Here is a 17,161-nt window from a genome sequence, read left to right on the forward strand (position 1 = left end):
ACTAATTTCCATCCTTGTCGGTGCGGAACCAGGTTTCGGGGTCCACCGGACTGTTGTCCATTCTCACTTCTATATAGAGCGTTTCTGTGCGGTCAGTTCCAGCCCCTTCACCGCTTAGTGACAAAATGGCACCGATTTCGGGGCTTTTGCCCCCCATCAGGCCAACCGGGGTTCCTGCCGGGATGACCTCGCCCATGGTGCCGTAAACCTCAGCCAACCCGGAGAGTACAAACAGTGTCTCCGGCTGTGGTTCAAGAATGACCACATTGCCAAGATCCAGAAGCGGCCCCTGATAGCGGATCGTTGCCGCCGTGGGAGAGACCACCAGCGCGCGCGGACGTGCCGCAACAAGCCAGCCGGGCCGGGCGATGCCTGCGGCGTCTTTCTCGCCGTAGCCGCGCAGAACCAGCCCTTCGACCGGGATCGACAACTCACCCCGCAGGGCGCTGATATCAGCGTCAGTCGTTGCAATCTCGCCTTCGGCGATTTCAGCAAGCCCGCTGGCAAATCCGCTGAGGGTTTCAGTGGATGAAATCAAAATAGCCGTCCGCACCGGGTCCTGGGTAAAGCGGCGCGGCAGGTCGGTCCGGTCGGCGATAGCGGCAGACAATTGCGCCCTCGCCTCCTGCACACCGTTAAGCCCCTCCTGCAACGTATTCGCCGCGTTCTGCTGCAACAGGCGCAAGGTCTGGACCTCCTCAAGGTCGCGACGCAGTGCGGTTGCGCGCGATTGAAGCGCCGGTGTCACCTCTGCCAGTGTCATGGCGGAGCGCGCCGCGCCAAGCGGGCCTGAGGGGTGCAGCATCAACACCGGCGGCGGCGAGGTTTCAATGGTCTGCAACACGCCGAGAAGATCCGCCACATCGTCCTCGCGTGCCTTCAGCTGGGCCGCCAGCTGGCCCTCGCGCTGCGCCACACGACGCAGCCCATCGCGCATCGCAGCAAGACCCGCCTCATAGGCACGCACCGTCTCGGTCAGCGCGGCAACCCGGTCGCGCGCGCTTTCGGCGTCCTGCAAGGCCAGCGTCGCGGCTTCCAGCTGGTTGGCGGCCTGCTGCGCGGCAGCGGCGGGATTATCCGCGGCCGCCGCAGTCCCGGCCAGGATCGGCAGGACAAGCGACGCCGCCGATATCAGCAGAGCGCGCCGGATTACCGACAGTCCAGTGATGCCAAACGCAGGCCTCATACGAGCAGGCTCTCTCCAGTCATTTCATCCGGTTTCGCAAGGTCCATCAGCTCCAGCACGGTTGGGGCCAGATCCGCGAGCCGACCGTTGCGCAGCTTTGCGCCTGTCGGCCCACCAACCAGCGCGACTGGCACAAGATTGGTGGTATGAGCGGTGTGCGGCCCGCCTGTTTCGGGGTCCACCATCACCTCGCAATTGCCGTGATCGGCGGTGACCAGCATGACGCCGCCCGCCGCCGTCAGCGCGGCCACGACCTTGCCAAGACCCTGATCCACGGCCTCACAGGCCTTGATCGCAGCGTCGAGATCACCGGTATGGCCCACCATATCCGGGTTCGCATAATTGGTGACAATCAGGTCATACCCCGCTTCGATAGCCTCGATAAAGCGCTCCGTCACCTCTGGCGCCGACATCTCCGGCTGCAGATCATAGGTCGCCACCTGCGGCGATTTCGGCATCGCGCGATCTTCGCCGTCCTCGGGATCCTCTTTGCCACCGTTGAGAAAGAAGGTCACATGCGGGTATTTTTCGGTCTCGGCCAGACGGAACTGGCGCTTGCCCTGTTTTGCCACCCATGCCCCCAGGGTGTTGACGATGGCCCGTTTGGGAAACACGGTCTGCATATAGCTGTTGTGGCCTTCGGAGTATTCCACCATGCCAAGCAGCGCCGCAAGATCCGGGCGTGCGCCGGTGTCAAAAGCATCAAAGCTCGGCTCGCCAATCGCACGCAGGATCTCGCGGGCGCGGTCGGCGCGGAAATTCAGGCAGAACAGGCCATCGCCATCTTTCACGCCATCATAGCCCTCGATCACTGTCGCCTTGATGAACTCGTCGAACTCCTCGCGGGTATAGCTGGCCTCAATAGCAGCCTCCGCTGTCGCTGCCCGGTGCTGGCCTTTGGCATGGATCATTGCGTCATAAGCCTGGCTGACCCGCTCCCAGCGATTGTCGCGGTCCATGGCGTAGTAACGGCCTGTCACTGTTGCGATGCGCGCGCCAGCCGCCAGTTCCGATTGCAGGGCAGCGACGAAACCGGCAGCAGATTTCGGGGCCACGTCGCGGCCATCCGTCATCACATGCAGCCAGACAGGGACGTCGGCATCGCGGATCGCCTTTACCGCCGCAATGATATGGGTGATATGGCCGTGCACGCCACCGTCCGAAACCAGCCCCATCAGATGGGCCGTGCCGCCGGTCTGCTTCATCTTCGCAATGAAGGCTTGCAGCGCGTCATTGTCAAAGAATGAGCCATCCTCGATTGCGAGATCAATCTGGCCCAGATCCATCGCCACCACGCGACCTGCACCGATATTGGTATGCCCCACCTCGGAGTTCCCCATCTGCCCGGTCGGCAAGCCGACGTCCGGCCCATGCGTGATCAACCGTGCTGTCGGGCATGTCTTCGCAATCTCGTCCAGCGTCGGCGTCTTGGCCAGATAGGGCGCGTTGGCGGTTCCCGGATCGGCGCTACCCCAGCCATCAAGGATACACAGAACAACAGGTTTGGGCGTCGACATGGTTTCAGGCTCCGGCTCTGAGTGGCGTTACCGCCTTCTACAGATTTGCCGGGGCTTGGGAAACCGCCGATAGGCCTTTGCAGGGCATCCGGGCGCCCTTTCCCGCCGTTACTTGCAGGATCTGGCGGCATGCCGGACGGGCGCGCGATACTGCCGCTCGATATCCAGCAGGCGCTGTTTGCGCCAAAGACCGCCGCCGTAACCGGTCAGCGACCCATCAGCCCCGATCACCCGGTGACAGGGCACCACCAGCGCGATCTGATTGGAACCATTGGCGCGTGCAACAGCGCGGGTCGTCTCTGGACGTCCGATCTGGCGCGCGATCTCCGAGTAGCTACGCGTCACGCCGGGCGGGATCTGGCGCAGAGCATCCCAGACCTGCTGCATGAAAGGTGTCCCGTGATAGGCCAGCGGCGTTTCAAACCGGGCGGAGATCCCGGCAAAGAACGCGTCCAGTTCCGCACGGATCTGCTCTCCGGGTGGTGTCGGACCAATTCCAAGATCGCCCTTCACCGCCTTTTGCAGCTTGTCCAGCTCGCCCTTCAGCGCCTTGCGCTCCACAAATTCCAGAAGGTGCAACTCAGTCCGGCTGCTGACTGCGATCATGTCGCCGAGCGGTGTCGGGATCCAATCGGCCAACAAAAGGCCTTCGCGGGTCAGGCTGCCGGGCGCCCTGCCCAGCAACCGGGCAAAGGCCGCACGAAACGCACTGGGAGAGTCGAATTGCGCATCCAACTGCGCCTCAATGACCTTGCCGCCGTCTGACAGCACGGTGAAGCCTTCGCGAAGACGGCGCTGGCGCGCCATCTCAAGAAAGGTCATGCCGAACTGCCGCTTGAAGCTGCGCCTGACCGTCGAGAGATCAAGACCCATGCGGAGGATATCACCCTCGCTCCAGCGGTGCTCCGGGCGTTGATCCAAGGCGGCCAACAGGCTGGCCACTGCCGGATCGGCCTCTGCCATCGGGCGCAGCGGGTGGCATCGTTTGCAGGCCCGGAACCCGGCTTCGATACATTCGCCGACGCTGCCGAAGAACTGGCAGTTCTCCCGCTTAGGTTTGCGTGCCGGACAGGTCAGGCGACAGAAGATGCCGGTCGTGGCCACGCAGACATAGGCCTGCCCGTCATAACGGTCATCGCGGTTCAGCAGCGCCTGATAGAGCGCTTCGTGGTCAGGAAGATCAAACAACATGCGCCCTGTTTATCACGCGATCGCAGACCTGCCGCCGATAATCAGGCGTGTATTTTAATACCGCGGGCGTATAGCACCTCAGGGCCTTGACCGGCCGGACACATGCCGCCCGGTCAATGGATCAGGCCAGTGCCGGCATCAATCGAGCGCGACGCGGCACCAGACGGCATCATGATCAGACAGCGGGCGACCATTCTGATCAACCGAAGACAGCAGCCGGCTCTCGGTCGCGCGCATATCGCGGGTGCAGAACCAGTCCAGCTTCATCTGCCGATCAGGATGCGGCGTGATGAGACTGGGGCGGGTGGTGACACCATCCGGGGTCGCGCTCCAGTCGTAGCCGTGGAAACGGGCCAGATCGAACAGCGTCTCGCGCTGCCAGTCGAAATCAGGCGGCAGGTGATTGCCTGTATTCAGATCACCGCCAATCAGTACCGGCATATCCGGCGCAAATGCGTCGATGGCGCGGAGCAGCCTGTCAAACTGCTGATGCCTATGGGCTGCGTCGGCGTTGCTCTCCAGATGGGTGGAAACCACGCAGATCGGTCCAGCCTCAGTCGGTAGAACCGCGGCAATCGCCATGCGGCCACCAAGGCGCGGCTGGTCCGGGTCAGCCGGCACCTCATCCGAGGCGAACCAATGCCCGTGATCATCCAGCCGGATCAGCGTCACCCGTTCCGGCGGGACCGCCGACAGGATGGCATTGCCGTGCCAGCCGAACAGATTGAAATCATCGGTGCAAAACGCCTGTTCGGTAGGCCCACCCAGATCCAGCTCGTGAAATTCCACACCAAAGACATAAGCCATGTCGAGTGCGGCAGCCATCTCCTCGGTGGTGTGGCGCTGACCGGTACGCGCCATGCCATGGTCGACTTCTGACAGCAGGACAACCTGCGGCGCCAGCGGGCGGATGTGGCCCGCGGTATCCTCAGGAAAAAGGCAGCGCTCGACGTTCCAGGCCACAACCGACACCGAGGAGGCCAACGCCTCCAGATGACCCTTACCACCGCCTTGCAAGGCGGCCATCGCCGGCACCTCTGCCATGAGCGCGCGGTGCGCCGCTGCAGTGCGCGGCGCTGCCTTGATCCGGGCCTGCATCTCGGGGGAAACCGGCGGCAGACTGTCCAGAACCTCGGTCATCTGCGTTTGCCGCTTTCTGCGTCAAACAGGCAGATCGCCGCCGGATCCACCGAGATCTGATGGGGTCCGGGATCAACCGGAATGTCCTTCAGGACGTGGATTGTGAACGGCTGCCCGCCGAGCTGGCCATGCAGCAGGCGATGTGCGCCCAGTTCTTCGATCAGTTCAACGTTGATCGAAATACCACCTTCGCTGACCAGCTGCACATCCTCGGGGCGGATGCCGAGCTTGACGGCACCTGATGCGGCGCCATCCAGTGCCCCCATCGCCACACCATCCGGCAGGGTGACCTGACCATCGGAGATCGTGGCATCAACCAGGTTCATCGGTGGCGCGCCCATGAAGGAGGCGACAAAGACCGACGCCGGATTGTGATAGATCTCAGACGGGGTGCCAATCTGTTCGATCCGGCCACCGTTCAGGACAATGATGCGATCCGCCATGGTCATCGCCTCAACCTGATCGTGGGTCACGTAGATCGAGGTGACGCCCAGACGGCGTTGCAGGGCCTTGATCTCAATCCGCATCTGGTTGCGCAGCTTGGCATCAAGGTTCGACAGAGGTTCGTCAAACAGGAACAGCGCCGGATCGCGCACGATGGCGCGCCCCATGGCAACCCGCTGGCGCTGGCCGCCGGACAGCTGCGAGGGTTTGCGGTCCAGATATTCCTCAAGGTTCAACATCTTGGCGGCCTCGGCCACCTTCTGCTTGATCTCAGCCTCGGGGGTTTTGCGGTTCTTCAGGCCATAGGCGATGTTCTTGCGCACCGTCATATGCGGATAGAGCGCGTAGTTCTGAAACACCATCGCGATATCGCGATCCGCCGGATCGACATTGTTGACCACCCGGTCGCCGATTTCCAGCGTGCCTTCGGTGATATCCTCCAGACCGGCAATCATGCGCAGCAACGTGGATTTGCCGCAGCCCGATGGGCCGACCAGGACGACGAATTCGCCATCCTCGATCTTGAAGCTGGAGGAAGTGACGGCCTCGACCCCATTGGGGTAGACCTTGCGTACAGAATTCAGGGAAACCTGAGCCATTATTTGAAGTCCTTACTTATCGGATTCCGTCAGGCCCTTGACGAACCAGCTTTGGAAGAAAATGACGACTGCCACGGGCGGCAGGATGGCGATCACGGCGAGAAGATTTGCGCGACCGAATTCGGGGACATTGGTGCCTTCGAGGGTCTGGGTGATCTGTTTGATCCCCCGCACCAGCGTATACATGTCCTCTTCGGTGGTGATCATGGTGGGCCAGAGATACTGGTTCCAGCCAAAGACAAACATGATGATGAACATGGCCGCAATCATGGTCCGCGACAGCGGCACCAGAATATCGATGAAGAACTTCACCGGCCCAGCCCCATCAATGCGCGCAGCCTCGACCAGCTCTTCCGGCACAGACCGGAAAAACTGGCGGAAGAAGAAGGTTGCGGTTGCAGACGCAATCAACGGGATGATCAGACCCTGGTAGGTGTTGAGCATGCCCAGCTGCTGCACCACCTCATAGGACGGCAGAATACGGACCTCTAGCGGCAGCAGCAGCGTGGTGAAGATCACCCAGAATGCCAGCGTGGCAAACCGCAGGCGGAAATAAACGATGGCATAGGCCGCCATCATCGCAATCAGGATCTTCCCAAGCGCAAAGCCGATGCCGAGAACAAAGGAGTTGAACAGCATCCGCGTGCCGGTGTTGGCCCCGGAAAAGCCGGAGGCCTCGAACATCGCCTTTTTGAAGTTCTCGTCGAACTGGTCGCCGATCTTCAGCTGCGGTCCGTATTTGATGATATCCACATCCGGCACGGTTGTGGTCATCACCACCATGATCAGCGGCACCAGCATGAAGAGCGAGCCGAGGATCAGAACGGTGTGGTCGCCAACGGCCCCCCAGTTGATGGAGCGGCGCGGCGTTTGAACGGGTGTTTGGTCAGCCATGTCAGCCCCCTCAGGTATAGTGGATCCGACGGTCAATCAGCCGGAACTGGAAGACCGTAAGCGCGAGGACAAGAACCATCAGGATCACCGACTGTGCCGAGGAACCGCCAAGGTCATTGCCACGGAAACCATCGACATAAACCTTGTAAACAAGGGTCATCGGATTGTTGCCCGGCTCGCCCTTCACCAGTGTATCGACAATGCCGAAGGTGTCGAACAGGGCATAGGTGATATTGATGATCAGGAGAAAGAAACCCGTCGGCGCAAGCAGCGGGAACGTCACATCCCAGAACCGGCTGGTCGCCGATCCGTTGTCGATCAGAGCCGCCTCACGTACGGAACGCGGGATGGATTGCAAACCGGACAGGAAGAAGATGAAGTTGACCGGAATCTGTTTCCAGACCGACACCAGAACCATGGCGGCTGCCGTATCGTTGAAGTTCACGCCCAGAACAAAGTCCCAGCCAAAGAAACCGGCAAGCCGCGTCAATGGTCCCCAGCTCTGGTCGAACATGATCAGACCAATGAAGCCGGCAACCGGCGGGGCGACCGCATAGACCCACATCAGAAGGGTCCTATAGGTGCGTGCGCCGCGCAGGACATTGTCCGCCTTCACCGCCAGCAACAGTGCAATCGCAAGCGAGAAGAAGGTCACCAAAACCGTAAATACAAGCGTGAAAACCGCAACGCGGCGATATTCACTGTTTCCCATAAGATCGGTGTAATTTTCCAGACCGACAAAGGTAGAGCCAAACCCGAACGGATCCTGCAGGTAAAAGGACGACTGGATTGCGTGCCAGGCGGGCCAATAGAAGAAAATAGCGATAATGACGAGCTGCGGCATCAGCAGCAGGATCGGCATCCACTTGGTCGAGAATCCGGCGCGTTTCACGGTGTGCCTCTTCGTTGTAATGCGTGACGGCCGCAGGGGCTGCGGCCGTCACAGGTAAGGGGGAATTCCCCGCGATTAGCCTTGGGTCTTGGCGAAACGGGCCAGCAGGTTGTTGGCTTCGGACTCAATCGCGTTAAAGGCGTCTTCAACCGAGGTTTCACCAGTCAGGATGCGACCGTATTCGCGGTTCATCACGTCACGGATCTGTACGTAGAAGCCCATGCGATAGCCCTTGGTGTTGTCACCAGCCGCCAGCGACAGCTGCTGGATGCCGACCTCGGCCGCAGGGGCGCGGTCATAATGGCCGTCCGCCTTTGCCATCTCATATGCGGCTTCGGTGATCGGCACATAGCCGGTTTCTTTATGCCAGAAATACTGAACCTCAGCGGAGGTCAGGAAGTCGAAGAACGCAGCAGTTGCCTTGTTTTCTTCGGCATCATGGCCCGCCATGGCAAACAGCGAGGCGCCACCGATGAAGGTTTGCGTCGGCTCTGTTGTCACGCCTTCCCAATAGGGCAGCATGGTCGCGGAGAAATCAAACGGCAGGTCTTTCTTGCTCAGACCACCGAAGGAGCCGGAGGAGCCCAGCCACATCGCAACCTTGCCTTCTTCAAACGGCGTCTGGTTGTCGCCCCAACCTGTGCCGAACCATTCGAAGTAGCCGTTTTTCTGCCAGTCGGTGACAGCTGTGAAATGTGCCTTGATCGCGTCGTTGTTCACCAGGATCTGGGTGTCGACCCCATCATAGCCATTGTTGTTGGTGGCAAACGGCAGGTTGTGGCGCGAGTGGAAATTCTCGGTGAAGATCCAGGGCAGATGTGACTGCGACAGGGCGGTATAGCCTGCCTCTTTCAGCGCTGGTGCAGTGACGGTCTGGAACTCTTCCCAGGTCTTGGGCGCGGTAACGCCCGCTTTTTCCAGCGCCTGGATGTTGTAATACATGATCGGCGTGGAGGAGTTGAACGGCATGCCGATCATCTTGCCATCGCTGTCGGCGTAGAAATAGCGCACGCCGGCGATGTAATCGTTGATGTCGAATTCAACACCATTGTTGGCCAGCAGATCCTGAACCGGAATGGTCGCGCCCTTGGCGCCGATCACGGTTGCGGCGCCAGCATCAAACACCTGCATCACATTCGGCTGTTCGCCTGCGCGGAAGGCAGCGATACCTGCGGTCAGGGTCTCTTCATAGGTGCCCTTGAAGACCGGGGTGATCTTGTACTCATCCTGGCTCGCGTTGAAGTCGGATGCGATCTGGTTGACGGTGTCGCCCAGCGCTCCACCCATTGCGTGCCACCAGGTGATCTCGGTTTCGGCAAACGCAGCGTTTGCAGCAAAAGCCAGCGTCGCAGCGGTCGTAAACGTAATACGCTTCATCATCAGTCTCCGGTCTGCCGTTGCCCAATCGGGCCAACGATCCAATTGTCCAAGGCAGCCGAAAACGGCCACCGATGGTGTTTTTTGAAATGGCCTCCCCTGGGCCTGTGCGGCTCGCTGCGTCTTTCCGCCCTGTGTCTTTTGCCAGGAGCTTGTCCGTTGCACCAGAACTGCACACGTGTTCATATAGGGGCGCTATGTAACGGTTGTGTCAAGGGTTTCGGTGTCTCACAAAAAAAACATCACGCCCGAAAGGGACGACAGATGAAGCGACAAGGGTCAGCTGGCGGCAAACGCCAACCCCGGGTGACAGCCGCAGATGTGGCTGAAATCGCTGGCGTTTCGCGTTCGGCTGTTTCTCGGGCTTTCACCGAGGGCGCCTATCTGGATCAAGAAAAACGTGAACGGATCCTGCTGGCGGCACATGAACTCGGCTACCAGCCCAATGCGCTGGCCGCCAGTCTGCAGGGGGCGCGCTCCAATCTGGTTGCGGTTTTCGCCGGTGAGATGCGCAATGAATACGACAAGGAGGCGACCTCTGCCCTGATCGCCGGCCTGAATGCCGCGGGCAAATGGCCGGTGGTGATCGCCGGTGGTGGCGACCATGCCCGCGATGCGGTGACCCAGGTGCTCCGCTATCCGCTGGATGCGATGATCCTGCGTAGCGGCAGTCTTGCGACCGAAATCGTCGAACTCTGTAGCAAACTGCATATCCCGGTCATCGCCTCTGGCCGAATCATCGCAGCAGAGGGCGTCGACAACATCTGTCTGCGCAACCACGAAGCCGCACAGATGGCGGCGGATCTGTTTGCGCAACGCGGCCGTCGCCGGGTTGCGATGGTGGGCGGTCCGGGGGAATTCGGCGCGACCGCTGAACGCCGCAGCGGACTGCTTGCCGGGTTGACGGCCAAAGGCATCACGCTGGCAGGGGAGATCACCGGAACCTACACCACCGAGAGTGGATATTTCGCCACCCGCAATCTGCTGGAACAGACGGATTTCGATGGGATATTCTGTGCCAATGATGCCATGGCCATCGGCGCACTCGGTGCGCTGCGGGATGCCGGTCGGGTGGTTCCCAACGACGTCTCGGTGATCGGTTTTGATGACATCGAAATGGCCCGTTGGCCGACCATACGACTGACCACTTTGCGAAACCCGATTGACGGCATGGTTGCCGCCGTATTGCGCTGCCTGGAGCGGCGCTTGGATTACCCGCAGGCCCCCGAAGAAACGGTGAGGCTGGACGCAGAAATGATCCTGCGCGACACCCACTGACCATGTCCATACAGCGGATAGGCTGAGACGACTGCCTACCCTGCTGCGGCGCCGGATTGAAAGCTGTACCGCGGCGAATACATTGCCTGCCAGCCGCCCGTCTCGGCCCACTGCTCCGCGGGCGGGTGCCGAGATATGTCACCGATCAGCCAGGGCACCAGGTCTCCGGCGCGGGCCAGTGATTGCACCTCCCGGCGTGTCAGAACGGGCAGAACACGAGGCCCATAAGCCTGCTCTACCGGATGGAGGATCAGCTGCGGCAGGCATTTAAACAGTCCCAGGCGATCTGCCGGGCCAAGCGTGGAGACCGCCATAGGGCCGGGATAAAACGTCTCGCTGGGGATTCCGTTCGACAGGATATTCTCGTGCTTTTTCAGTAGTACATGAACATAGGTAACCTGCGTCACCTCCCGTGCGAACGATGCAAATCCGGTTACCTGTGCCAGATGCTTGGCGCGCACATGCACCGGGCGCCCGCTACTGCGCTGTTTCATCAGGACGCAATGCTGAGGCGAAACAAGCAGCGCCCGCTCACCTCCAAAGGCGTCCGGGTCCAGTCGCACCGGCATCAGCGCCTCCGATAGGCGCTTGCGCGTGGCGGTGAACGACGATGCCCCAACCCATAGGATTTGCTGGGCACCCGCCCCCATTGTGCTGACGCAATCACCGGGGCTGAGGTCTTCGACCTTGACGCGCCCGGTTGGCGTCTGGATCAGCGTCCCGGCCGTAAAACAGGGTATGCCCATCGCGTGCATTTCGGGCCCGTTGTCCACCTGCGACCGCTGCACCCCGACCAATGTGATGCTCTCCCCATTGGGGAAGGTCATGATCGCATCGCCGGTCCCGTCACCATTGGTATCGGTCACCACGACATCACCGATTTTGACTGGATCTCCAGCCAAATTGGTGAGCCCTGAAACATCCAGCTGATCAACCGTGGTCCCGTCACCGCTGTCCGTCAGATCGAAATCATAGATCAGATCGGATCCCGCCCCATCGGCCAACACCAGCTGATCGCGATCTGCATCCGCAGTCAGCCGAATGGTGTCGTCGCCAATGCCGCCAACAATCGTATCAGCACCAGCCCCGGCAACGATGGAATCGCTGCCGCTGCCACCCTTGATGGAATCGGCCCCCGCGCCGCCGGTTATGGTGTCGTCACCGCCTCGAGCATCTATATCGACCCCGGCACTATCCGCGCTGGCATTCACGACATCGGCCTGCTCGGTCAGGTTCAGACGCTCGATCTCCGAGAAACTGACCGTATCGGTTCCGTTGGTGATCGTCCCCATCTCGTCGCCGGTATAGGTCACAGTCACTGGCCCGGTCAGGCTCGACATGGAAAGCGTATCGCTGTCGTTGCCCCCTTCACCACCAACAATGGTGTCGTTGCCGAAGCCATCCTGGAGAAGGATGAGGTCCGCGTCGTCCCCGGCATCTATGCTGTCAGCGCCGGTTCCGCCCGCAATGGTGTCATTCCCGGCACCGCCATAGATGACGTCTGCGCCGGCACCGCCAATGATGCTGTCGCCCGAGGTATCCGTGTCACCCGGCAGAGCATAGTCGGCATCTACCCGGGTTGCGGTGACGTTTGAGTAGCCGACAACAACACTATCAAGCGAAATACTCTCGATCGTCTTGCTGGTTAGAAGAACGTTCTCGGCGTTGTTCGAGGCTTCCGGCATCATGTAGACGTGGCCGTCCGTGGTCTGGATGACCACAGCCGTGAACGTCCCGGTGGTGCCGTCGGTGAACGTTACCGTTGCGTTATAGACCATGCCGGTGTCGACGAGCTTGTCTACACCGTTGATATTGATCGTTTCCGGCGCGGCTTCGTCATCGAAGTCGATGCGCGTATTCGCATTATCGTCTGACGCGATGGCAGTCTGGAAGTTGTTATATAGCTCTGCCCCCGCGCTCCCGTATGTCCCCAGCAGAGCGTTCGGGTTTTCGTTGGCGGCGTTCCCCTCGACGCTGTCGACCTCGGACGCCGTCCCAAGATGAATGACCGTGTAGGTGTTCCCTGCGGTATTGCTTCCGCCGACCGAGGTTGCCGGGTTTTCACCCCCGTAGATCGTGTCGTCGCCCAAACCCCCATCGATGGTGTCAGACCCTGTGCCACCGTAGATGAGGTCGTTGTCGTCCTGACCAAAGAGCCTGTCGGCCCCGGCGCCGCCGTCAACCGTGTCGGCCCCTACCCCGGCCCAGACAAGATCGTCGCCTGCGCCGCCGTCGACCACATCCGCTCCCGCGCCGGTCGATATCGTGTCATCACCAGCCCCACCCGTAACACTGTTGGCACCGCTGCCAGTTTGCACGTTGAGCGCCGAAGTCGCCGCAGAGCCGTCCAGCGTGTCGTCTCCCGAATGGAGATAGAACCGCTCAAACTCCCAGAAATAGGCCGTCTGCCCTTCAAATGTGACGGTTCCGTCCCCATCGCCGGTAAAGGTGACGTTGACATCAACACCTGCATAATCGCCGTAGACCTCAAGCATATCGCCCAGGGTCTCTCCGGTTTCGCCACCGTAGAGCGATTCGCCATCCATGTTGTCATAGATTGCAACCCAGTCATCGCCGCCCTCACCGTAGAAGGTGTCATTGCCGGTATCGGTATCGTAGTTATCGTTCCCCTCGCCGCCGAAGATAATGTCATCGCCCGAGGAGCCGGTCAGGTAGTCATCACCATCACCGCCGTAGATAACATTGTCATTGGCGTCGCCGTTGATTGCGTCATTACCCGATGTGCCCGACATCGAATTGGCAGGGATCGTCGTCGCACTGCCGGATCCGCTGGTCGTGTACCAAGTATCTGGAACAAAATAGACATTCCCGTCACTTCCATAGTGATAGGTGCCAGTGTCACTGATGTTTGAGTAGGTCTGACCGTCGCCCTGATAGACACCGCTCCAGGTCCAGCTGCCAGTCCCGATGACATCGGCTGAAGTAAAGTTGGATTGGTTCGCAGAAATCCCGTCGCCGGCATCCAGTGTGCCGTCGCCAAGAGTGACAAGATACCCAACCGTCATGGCCAGCCTCCGAGTCTACCGTTCCTCGAGTGCGCGCCGGTGGGCCTGCCGCGTCTCGACGGGTGCATCAGGTTAGGCTGTTATGGTTGAAACAAAATGAATACAGGGCCTGCAACGGTTCGAAAATCGATACTGCTTTGTAAAATATATTAAAATTTATATAGTATTTGCCTCTTATCCATTCTGATTTGACGAGCACCAGAGGCATTCAGCACGGATATCGCAGCTGAACAGAGCGAGACTACAACCGTAGAGCGCGCCTCCCCTCGGTCTTCACCTAGAGACGAATATGCCGCGAGGTATCAGTTGGCCACACCGATACGCCAACTGTGGCCAGAGGAGCCAGACCCTTAAAAAGCATCATAATATGTGGAAAAATGGCTGGGGTGGTAGGATTCGAACCTACGATCTTCAGTACCAAAAACTGTTGCCTTACCACTTGGCCACACCCCATCGGTGAGCGGGTGTCTAATGCCAGATTTCAGCAGGTGCAAGAGGATTTTTGGAAAAAAATGCAGTTTTCATGCTTCCCTTTGGCTGGTCTGTTCTGACCCGGAAATACTCAGCTCTGGTGCTGGGTTTCTCAATCTCTTCCGGTCCTTACAAGGATGGAGCCGACGCGATGCCCCCGTTCGACGGCTTGATGCGCCTTGGCGGTGTCGACCAGATCGAAAACCTCAGCGATGGGCAGATGCAACGCCCCAGCGGCTGCGGCATGTTCGATACGTTTGATCGCTGCACGACGGGCCACGGGCGGCAGCAGATAGACCAGCATCATCTCCAGCGTCACCGATTTGAACATCAACGGGTAGAACGGCAGCTGCGGTGTCATCTGCTGCGCCGACCCATAGGCCGTTACCCGACCATTTGGTGCAATGACCTCGGTGTCGACGGCACAGTTCGCACCAAACTCAACTTCGACGATACGGTCGACGTGGCGACCATCATTTGCCGCCAGGATCTGCTCTGTCAGGTCCCCGTCGGCATAGGCCAGGGTGGCGTCAGCTCCGGCCTGCCGGACCCGGTCCGCCGCGTGAGATGCGCAGGTCGCGATCACCCGCGCCCCGCCCCATCTGGCCAGCTGCACGGCCAATAGACCAACGGTGCCGGCACCGCCCTGAACGAGCACTGTTCGATCGGTGACATCCCCACCCGAGAACACCGCATGAGCAGCCGTTAGCGCCGGGATCCCCAGAGCCGCGCCCTGTTTCAGGTCAAGCCCTTCCGGTAGCGGAACAGCCTGCTCAGCCGGCAGCGTTATGGAGGTGGCGGCGGTCCCGAACGGCCGCTGCCACTGACCGTTCCAGATCCAGACGGCCTCCCCTATACGGGCCGGGTCGCCCCCCTCGCCGACCTCTGCAATCACGCCCGACCCGTCACTATGGGGAATGATCACCGGATAGGGCAGCTCAGTCACTCCGGCGCGGGCGCCAGCCCTCGCCTTCACGTCAGAGGGGTTTACGCCGGAATAGGTCAGTTCCACACGCAGCTCACCTGGCCCCGGTGCGATATCGGGCAGGTCTTCCAGCTGCAGGACGGTTTCTGCCGCTCCAAACGCGCGATAGGTGACTGCCTTCATGATAGGGACCTCTTCGTACTGGCGAGTGCGATGCACACCCTCTGCTGCCCCCGTAAATGAGCGAAGACACGGCAGGCCTGCAAGCCCCCGCGTCTCCACCGCTCTCACCGGGTCGATGGTCCGCCCGATGGATTTTTACCGCTCAGGCAGGCACACCCGCGGACCGCAGCGCCTTGCTCCAATCCTTGCCGAAGGGGGCATTGGATGCCGCGTGATCTTTTTCGTAACGTGCAATGTTGAACCCCGGCTGCACGGTGAGTAGCGATTTCACGACATCCCGCGCCTTGTCCGATTGCCCCAATGCCTGCAGGGCGATGGCTTTGGTCCGTAACGTTGCCGGGAAGGTCGGGTTGGCCTGCAAGGACCGGTCTGCCAGGTTGACTGCACGCTCGTAATTCTGCGCGCCCAGATTGGCTGTCGCCGAATATGAATCGAAGTAATAGCGCTGCGGTCCCAGCGGAGAGAGCCGCCGTGCGGCATCCGTCAGCCTTACCGCATCCTCCGGCTGGTTCTGATAGGCAAGGGTTGTGCCCTTCAGCAGCAATGCCAATGCTTCGTTCGGATTGTCCTTCAGTGCGAGATCATAGGAATCCTGCGCCAGATCGAACCGGAACATCAGGTGGCTGGCGATCAGCCCCCGTACCGTCAGTGCCAGAGAGAACGTCGGATCCTGGGCGAGCGCCGCTGCCACCAGCTGGTTGGCGAGATGCGCGTCAAGCTGACGATCCGTGGAGAAACCTTTCTGCACGCGCATCACATGCCACATCGCCATCCACGTCAGGGCAACCGGGTGCTGCACTTCACGTTCCAGCAGGACTGCGAGGATTTCCTGCGCCTGGTTGAACTGCGGCATCTGCATGTCCTGCATCAGCGCGATCGCCGCCATCAGCAAGGTATGACTATCGTGTTTGGACAGCGGCCTGAAGCCAACCAAACGCACCGCTTCACCGACCACGGTCCAGCCGATCTGTGCGGTAACATCTCGCAAGGCCATGCTGCACCCATTGGTTAGCATCGCGAGGGTTTCGGTGAAGTCTCGCGACCAGATAACCCGCTCCCGCTCGGCGTCATGCAGGTCAACCTGCAAACGGTAGGTCTGGCCGGTAACATTGACGGTCCCCGATACAAGATAGCTGGCACCCGCCATCGAATAGACTTCGCTAGGGCGGATCTGATGCGGATCGAACTGCCGCGACGCCAGATATGACGTGACGCAAAAGGCATGGCTGCGCGACAGGTGGCGCACCAACTCCTCCGAGAGCAATGCCCCAAGCGGAGATTTTGCATCTCCCGGCGCGCGGTGCACAAACGGCAGAACGGCGATCGGCGGCAATAGGCTGTCCAATACGGCGCGGCTGTAGTCACGCAGCATGCCCGTGGCGGCCCGATTGCGGGCATCGGCGCGCGTCAGCTCATTGCGCTGCTGTTCCAACCAGACCGCAAATGTCGTTTCATGCGGCAGCTCAAAGCCTTCCATGAAATCGCCCTTGGCAGGGTCTGCATCTACTTCGATTTTCGACAGATCCAGGACCACGCGCTCTCGATTGGCGGACAGAAAGGACGCACATTCGCTTCCAAGATGCCGACGGAGAGTCGAGAGCGCGGTTCGCAAACTGGCCTTCGCCTGCTCTGGCTGGGCCAGACTCCACAGGGTACGCTCCAAAAACGCTCGTGTTCGCACACCGCCTTCTGCAGTAGACAAAAGTGCCAACAGTGCTTGGTGCTTTGAGCCGAGGAGAAGACTGTCTCCGTCGGGCAGAAAAACTCCAAACGCGCCAAAATGGCGAATTCTAAGTTTATTTTCCATATCCCAAACCCATTACCTCTAGCAATACAACCGGAACCTATAAACCCCAACTCCGACCGAATTGATTACCCACCCATTAACCATCTCACAAGAATCAATAAAAGTCACCACAAATAATACAACCTAAAGGATTTCAGTATGTTTGGATAACGCACACTTGTGGAGTATTCCCTCCAGCATCCAAACCACTGATCGGAATCCAGCTATTGACCACGGCTGAATGAGACGACA

Annotated in this window: 12 protein-coding genes and 1 tRNA gene; 1 reads left to right on the forward strand and 12 read right to left on the reverse strand. The window is 60.0% G+C overall.

Features of this window, described 5'->3' with window-relative positions; genetic code table 11:
* Window position 1: 1 nt before the first annotated feature.
* The 8 genes from VWY60_RS13930 to VWY60_RS13965 all read right to left on the reverse strand — a co-directional run bounded on the left by VWY60_RS13930 (window position 2) and on the right by VWY60_RS13965 (window position 9,240).
* Window positions 2-1,186: a murein hydrolase activator EnvC family protein gene (locus tag VWY60_RS13930; RefSeq protein WP_340544189.1), complete on the reverse strand. Its 1,185-nt coding sequence runs from the start codon at window positions 1,184-1,186 to the stop codon at window positions 2-4.
* On the reverse strand, window positions 1,183-2,703 hold the full coding sequence (gpmI, locus tag VWY60_RS13935) for a 2,3-bisphosphoglycerate-independent phosphoglycerate mutase (RefSeq protein WP_416540755.1): 1,521 nt from the start codon (window positions 2,701-2,703) through the stop codon (window positions 1,183-1,185). Before gpmI ends, VWY60_RS13930 begins: the two co-directional genes overlap by 4 nt.
* 108 nt (window positions 2,704-2,811) lie before the next feature.
* The gene (locus tag VWY60_RS13940) at window positions 2,812-3,894 is read right to left on the reverse strand and encodes a bifunctional transcriptional activator/DNA repair enzyme AdaA (RefSeq protein ID WP_416540756.1); all 1,083 of its coding nucleotides are present in this window, start codon (window positions 3,892-3,894) and stop codon (window positions 2,812-2,814) included.
* 138 nt (window positions 3,895-4,032) lie between these two features.
* Window positions 4,033-5,034 (reverse strand): endonuclease/exonuclease/phosphatase family protein, encoded by a 1,002-nt coding sequence (locus VWY60_RS13945; protein ID WP_416540757.1) that lies wholly within the window; start codon window positions 5,032-5,034, stop codon window positions 4,033-4,035.
* A complete protein-coding gene (locus VWY60_RS13950; protein WP_340544184.1) occupies window positions 5,031-6,077 on the reverse strand; it encodes an ABC transporter ATP-binding protein in 1,047 nt (348 codons plus the stop codon). The genes VWY60_RS13945 and VWY60_RS13950 overlap by 4 nt, the downstream gene beginning before the upstream one ends.
* A 12-nt stretch (window positions 6,078-6,089) precedes the next feature.
* Complete coding sequence (locus VWY60_RS13955) at window positions 6,090-6,971, reverse strand: ABC transporter permease subunit (RefSeq protein WP_340544182.1); 882 nt, start codon at window positions 6,969-6,971, stop codon at window positions 6,090-6,092.
* A 10-nt stretch (window positions 6,972-6,981) separates the two neighbouring features.
* The gene (locus VWY60_RS13960; protein WP_340544181.1) at window positions 6,982-7,863 is read right to left on the reverse strand and encodes an ABC transporter permease subunit; all 882 of its coding nucleotides are present in this window, start codon (window positions 7,861-7,863) and stop codon (window positions 6,982-6,984) included.
* A gap of 75 nt (window positions 7,864-7,938) precedes the next feature.
* Window positions 7,939-9,240: an extracellular solute-binding protein gene (locus VWY60_RS13965; RefSeq protein WP_416540758.1), complete on the reverse strand. Its 1,302-nt coding sequence runs from the start codon at window positions 9,238-9,240 to the stop codon at window positions 7,939-7,941.
* A gap of 264 nt (window positions 9,241-9,504) precedes the next feature.
* On the opposite strand from VWY60_RS13965, the gene VWY60_RS13970 reads away from it, so the two are divergent.
* Window positions 9,505-10,518: a LacI family DNA-binding transcriptional regulator gene (locus tag VWY60_RS13970; protein ID WP_416540759.1), complete on the forward strand. Its 1,014-nt coding sequence runs from the start codon at window positions 9,505-9,507 to the stop codon at window positions 10,516-10,518.
* Between the two features lie 35 nt (window positions 10,519-10,553).
* Here the strand turns inward: VWY60_RS13970 and VWY60_RS13975 are convergent, their stop codons facing one another.
* From VWY60_RS13975 to VWY60_RS13990, 4 genes are all read right to left on the reverse strand, one after another.
* A complete protein-coding gene (locus VWY60_RS13975) occupies window positions 10,554-13,544 on the reverse strand; it encodes a Hint domain-containing protein (RefSeq protein WP_416540760.1) in 2,991 nt (996 codons plus the stop codon).
* A gap of 378 nt (window positions 13,545-13,922) precedes the next feature.
* Window positions 13,923-13,997, reverse strand: a tRNA-Gln gene (locus tag VWY60_RS13980).
* A gap of 130 nt (window positions 13,998-14,127) precedes the next feature.
* Window positions 14,128-15,123, reverse strand: a complete 996-nt coding sequence (locus tag VWY60_RS13985; protein ID WP_416540761.1) for an NADPH:quinone reductase — start codon at window positions 15,121-15,123, stop codon at window positions 14,128-14,130.
* A gap of 142 nt (window positions 15,124-15,265) precedes the next feature.
* Entirely contained in the window at window positions 15,266-16,930 is a 1,665-nt protein-coding gene (locus VWY60_RS13990; RefSeq protein ID WP_340544173.1) for a tetratricopeptide repeat protein, read from the reverse strand.
* Window positions 16,931-17,161 lie beyond the last annotated feature (231 nt).

Origin of the sequence: Phaeobacter sp. JH20_26 (assembly GCF_048056275.1) — a bacterium.
In the GTDB taxonomy this organism is placed as follows: Bacteria; Pseudomonadota; Alphaproteobacteria; order Rhodobacterales; family Rhodobacteraceae; genus Phaeobacter; species Phaeobacter bryozoorum.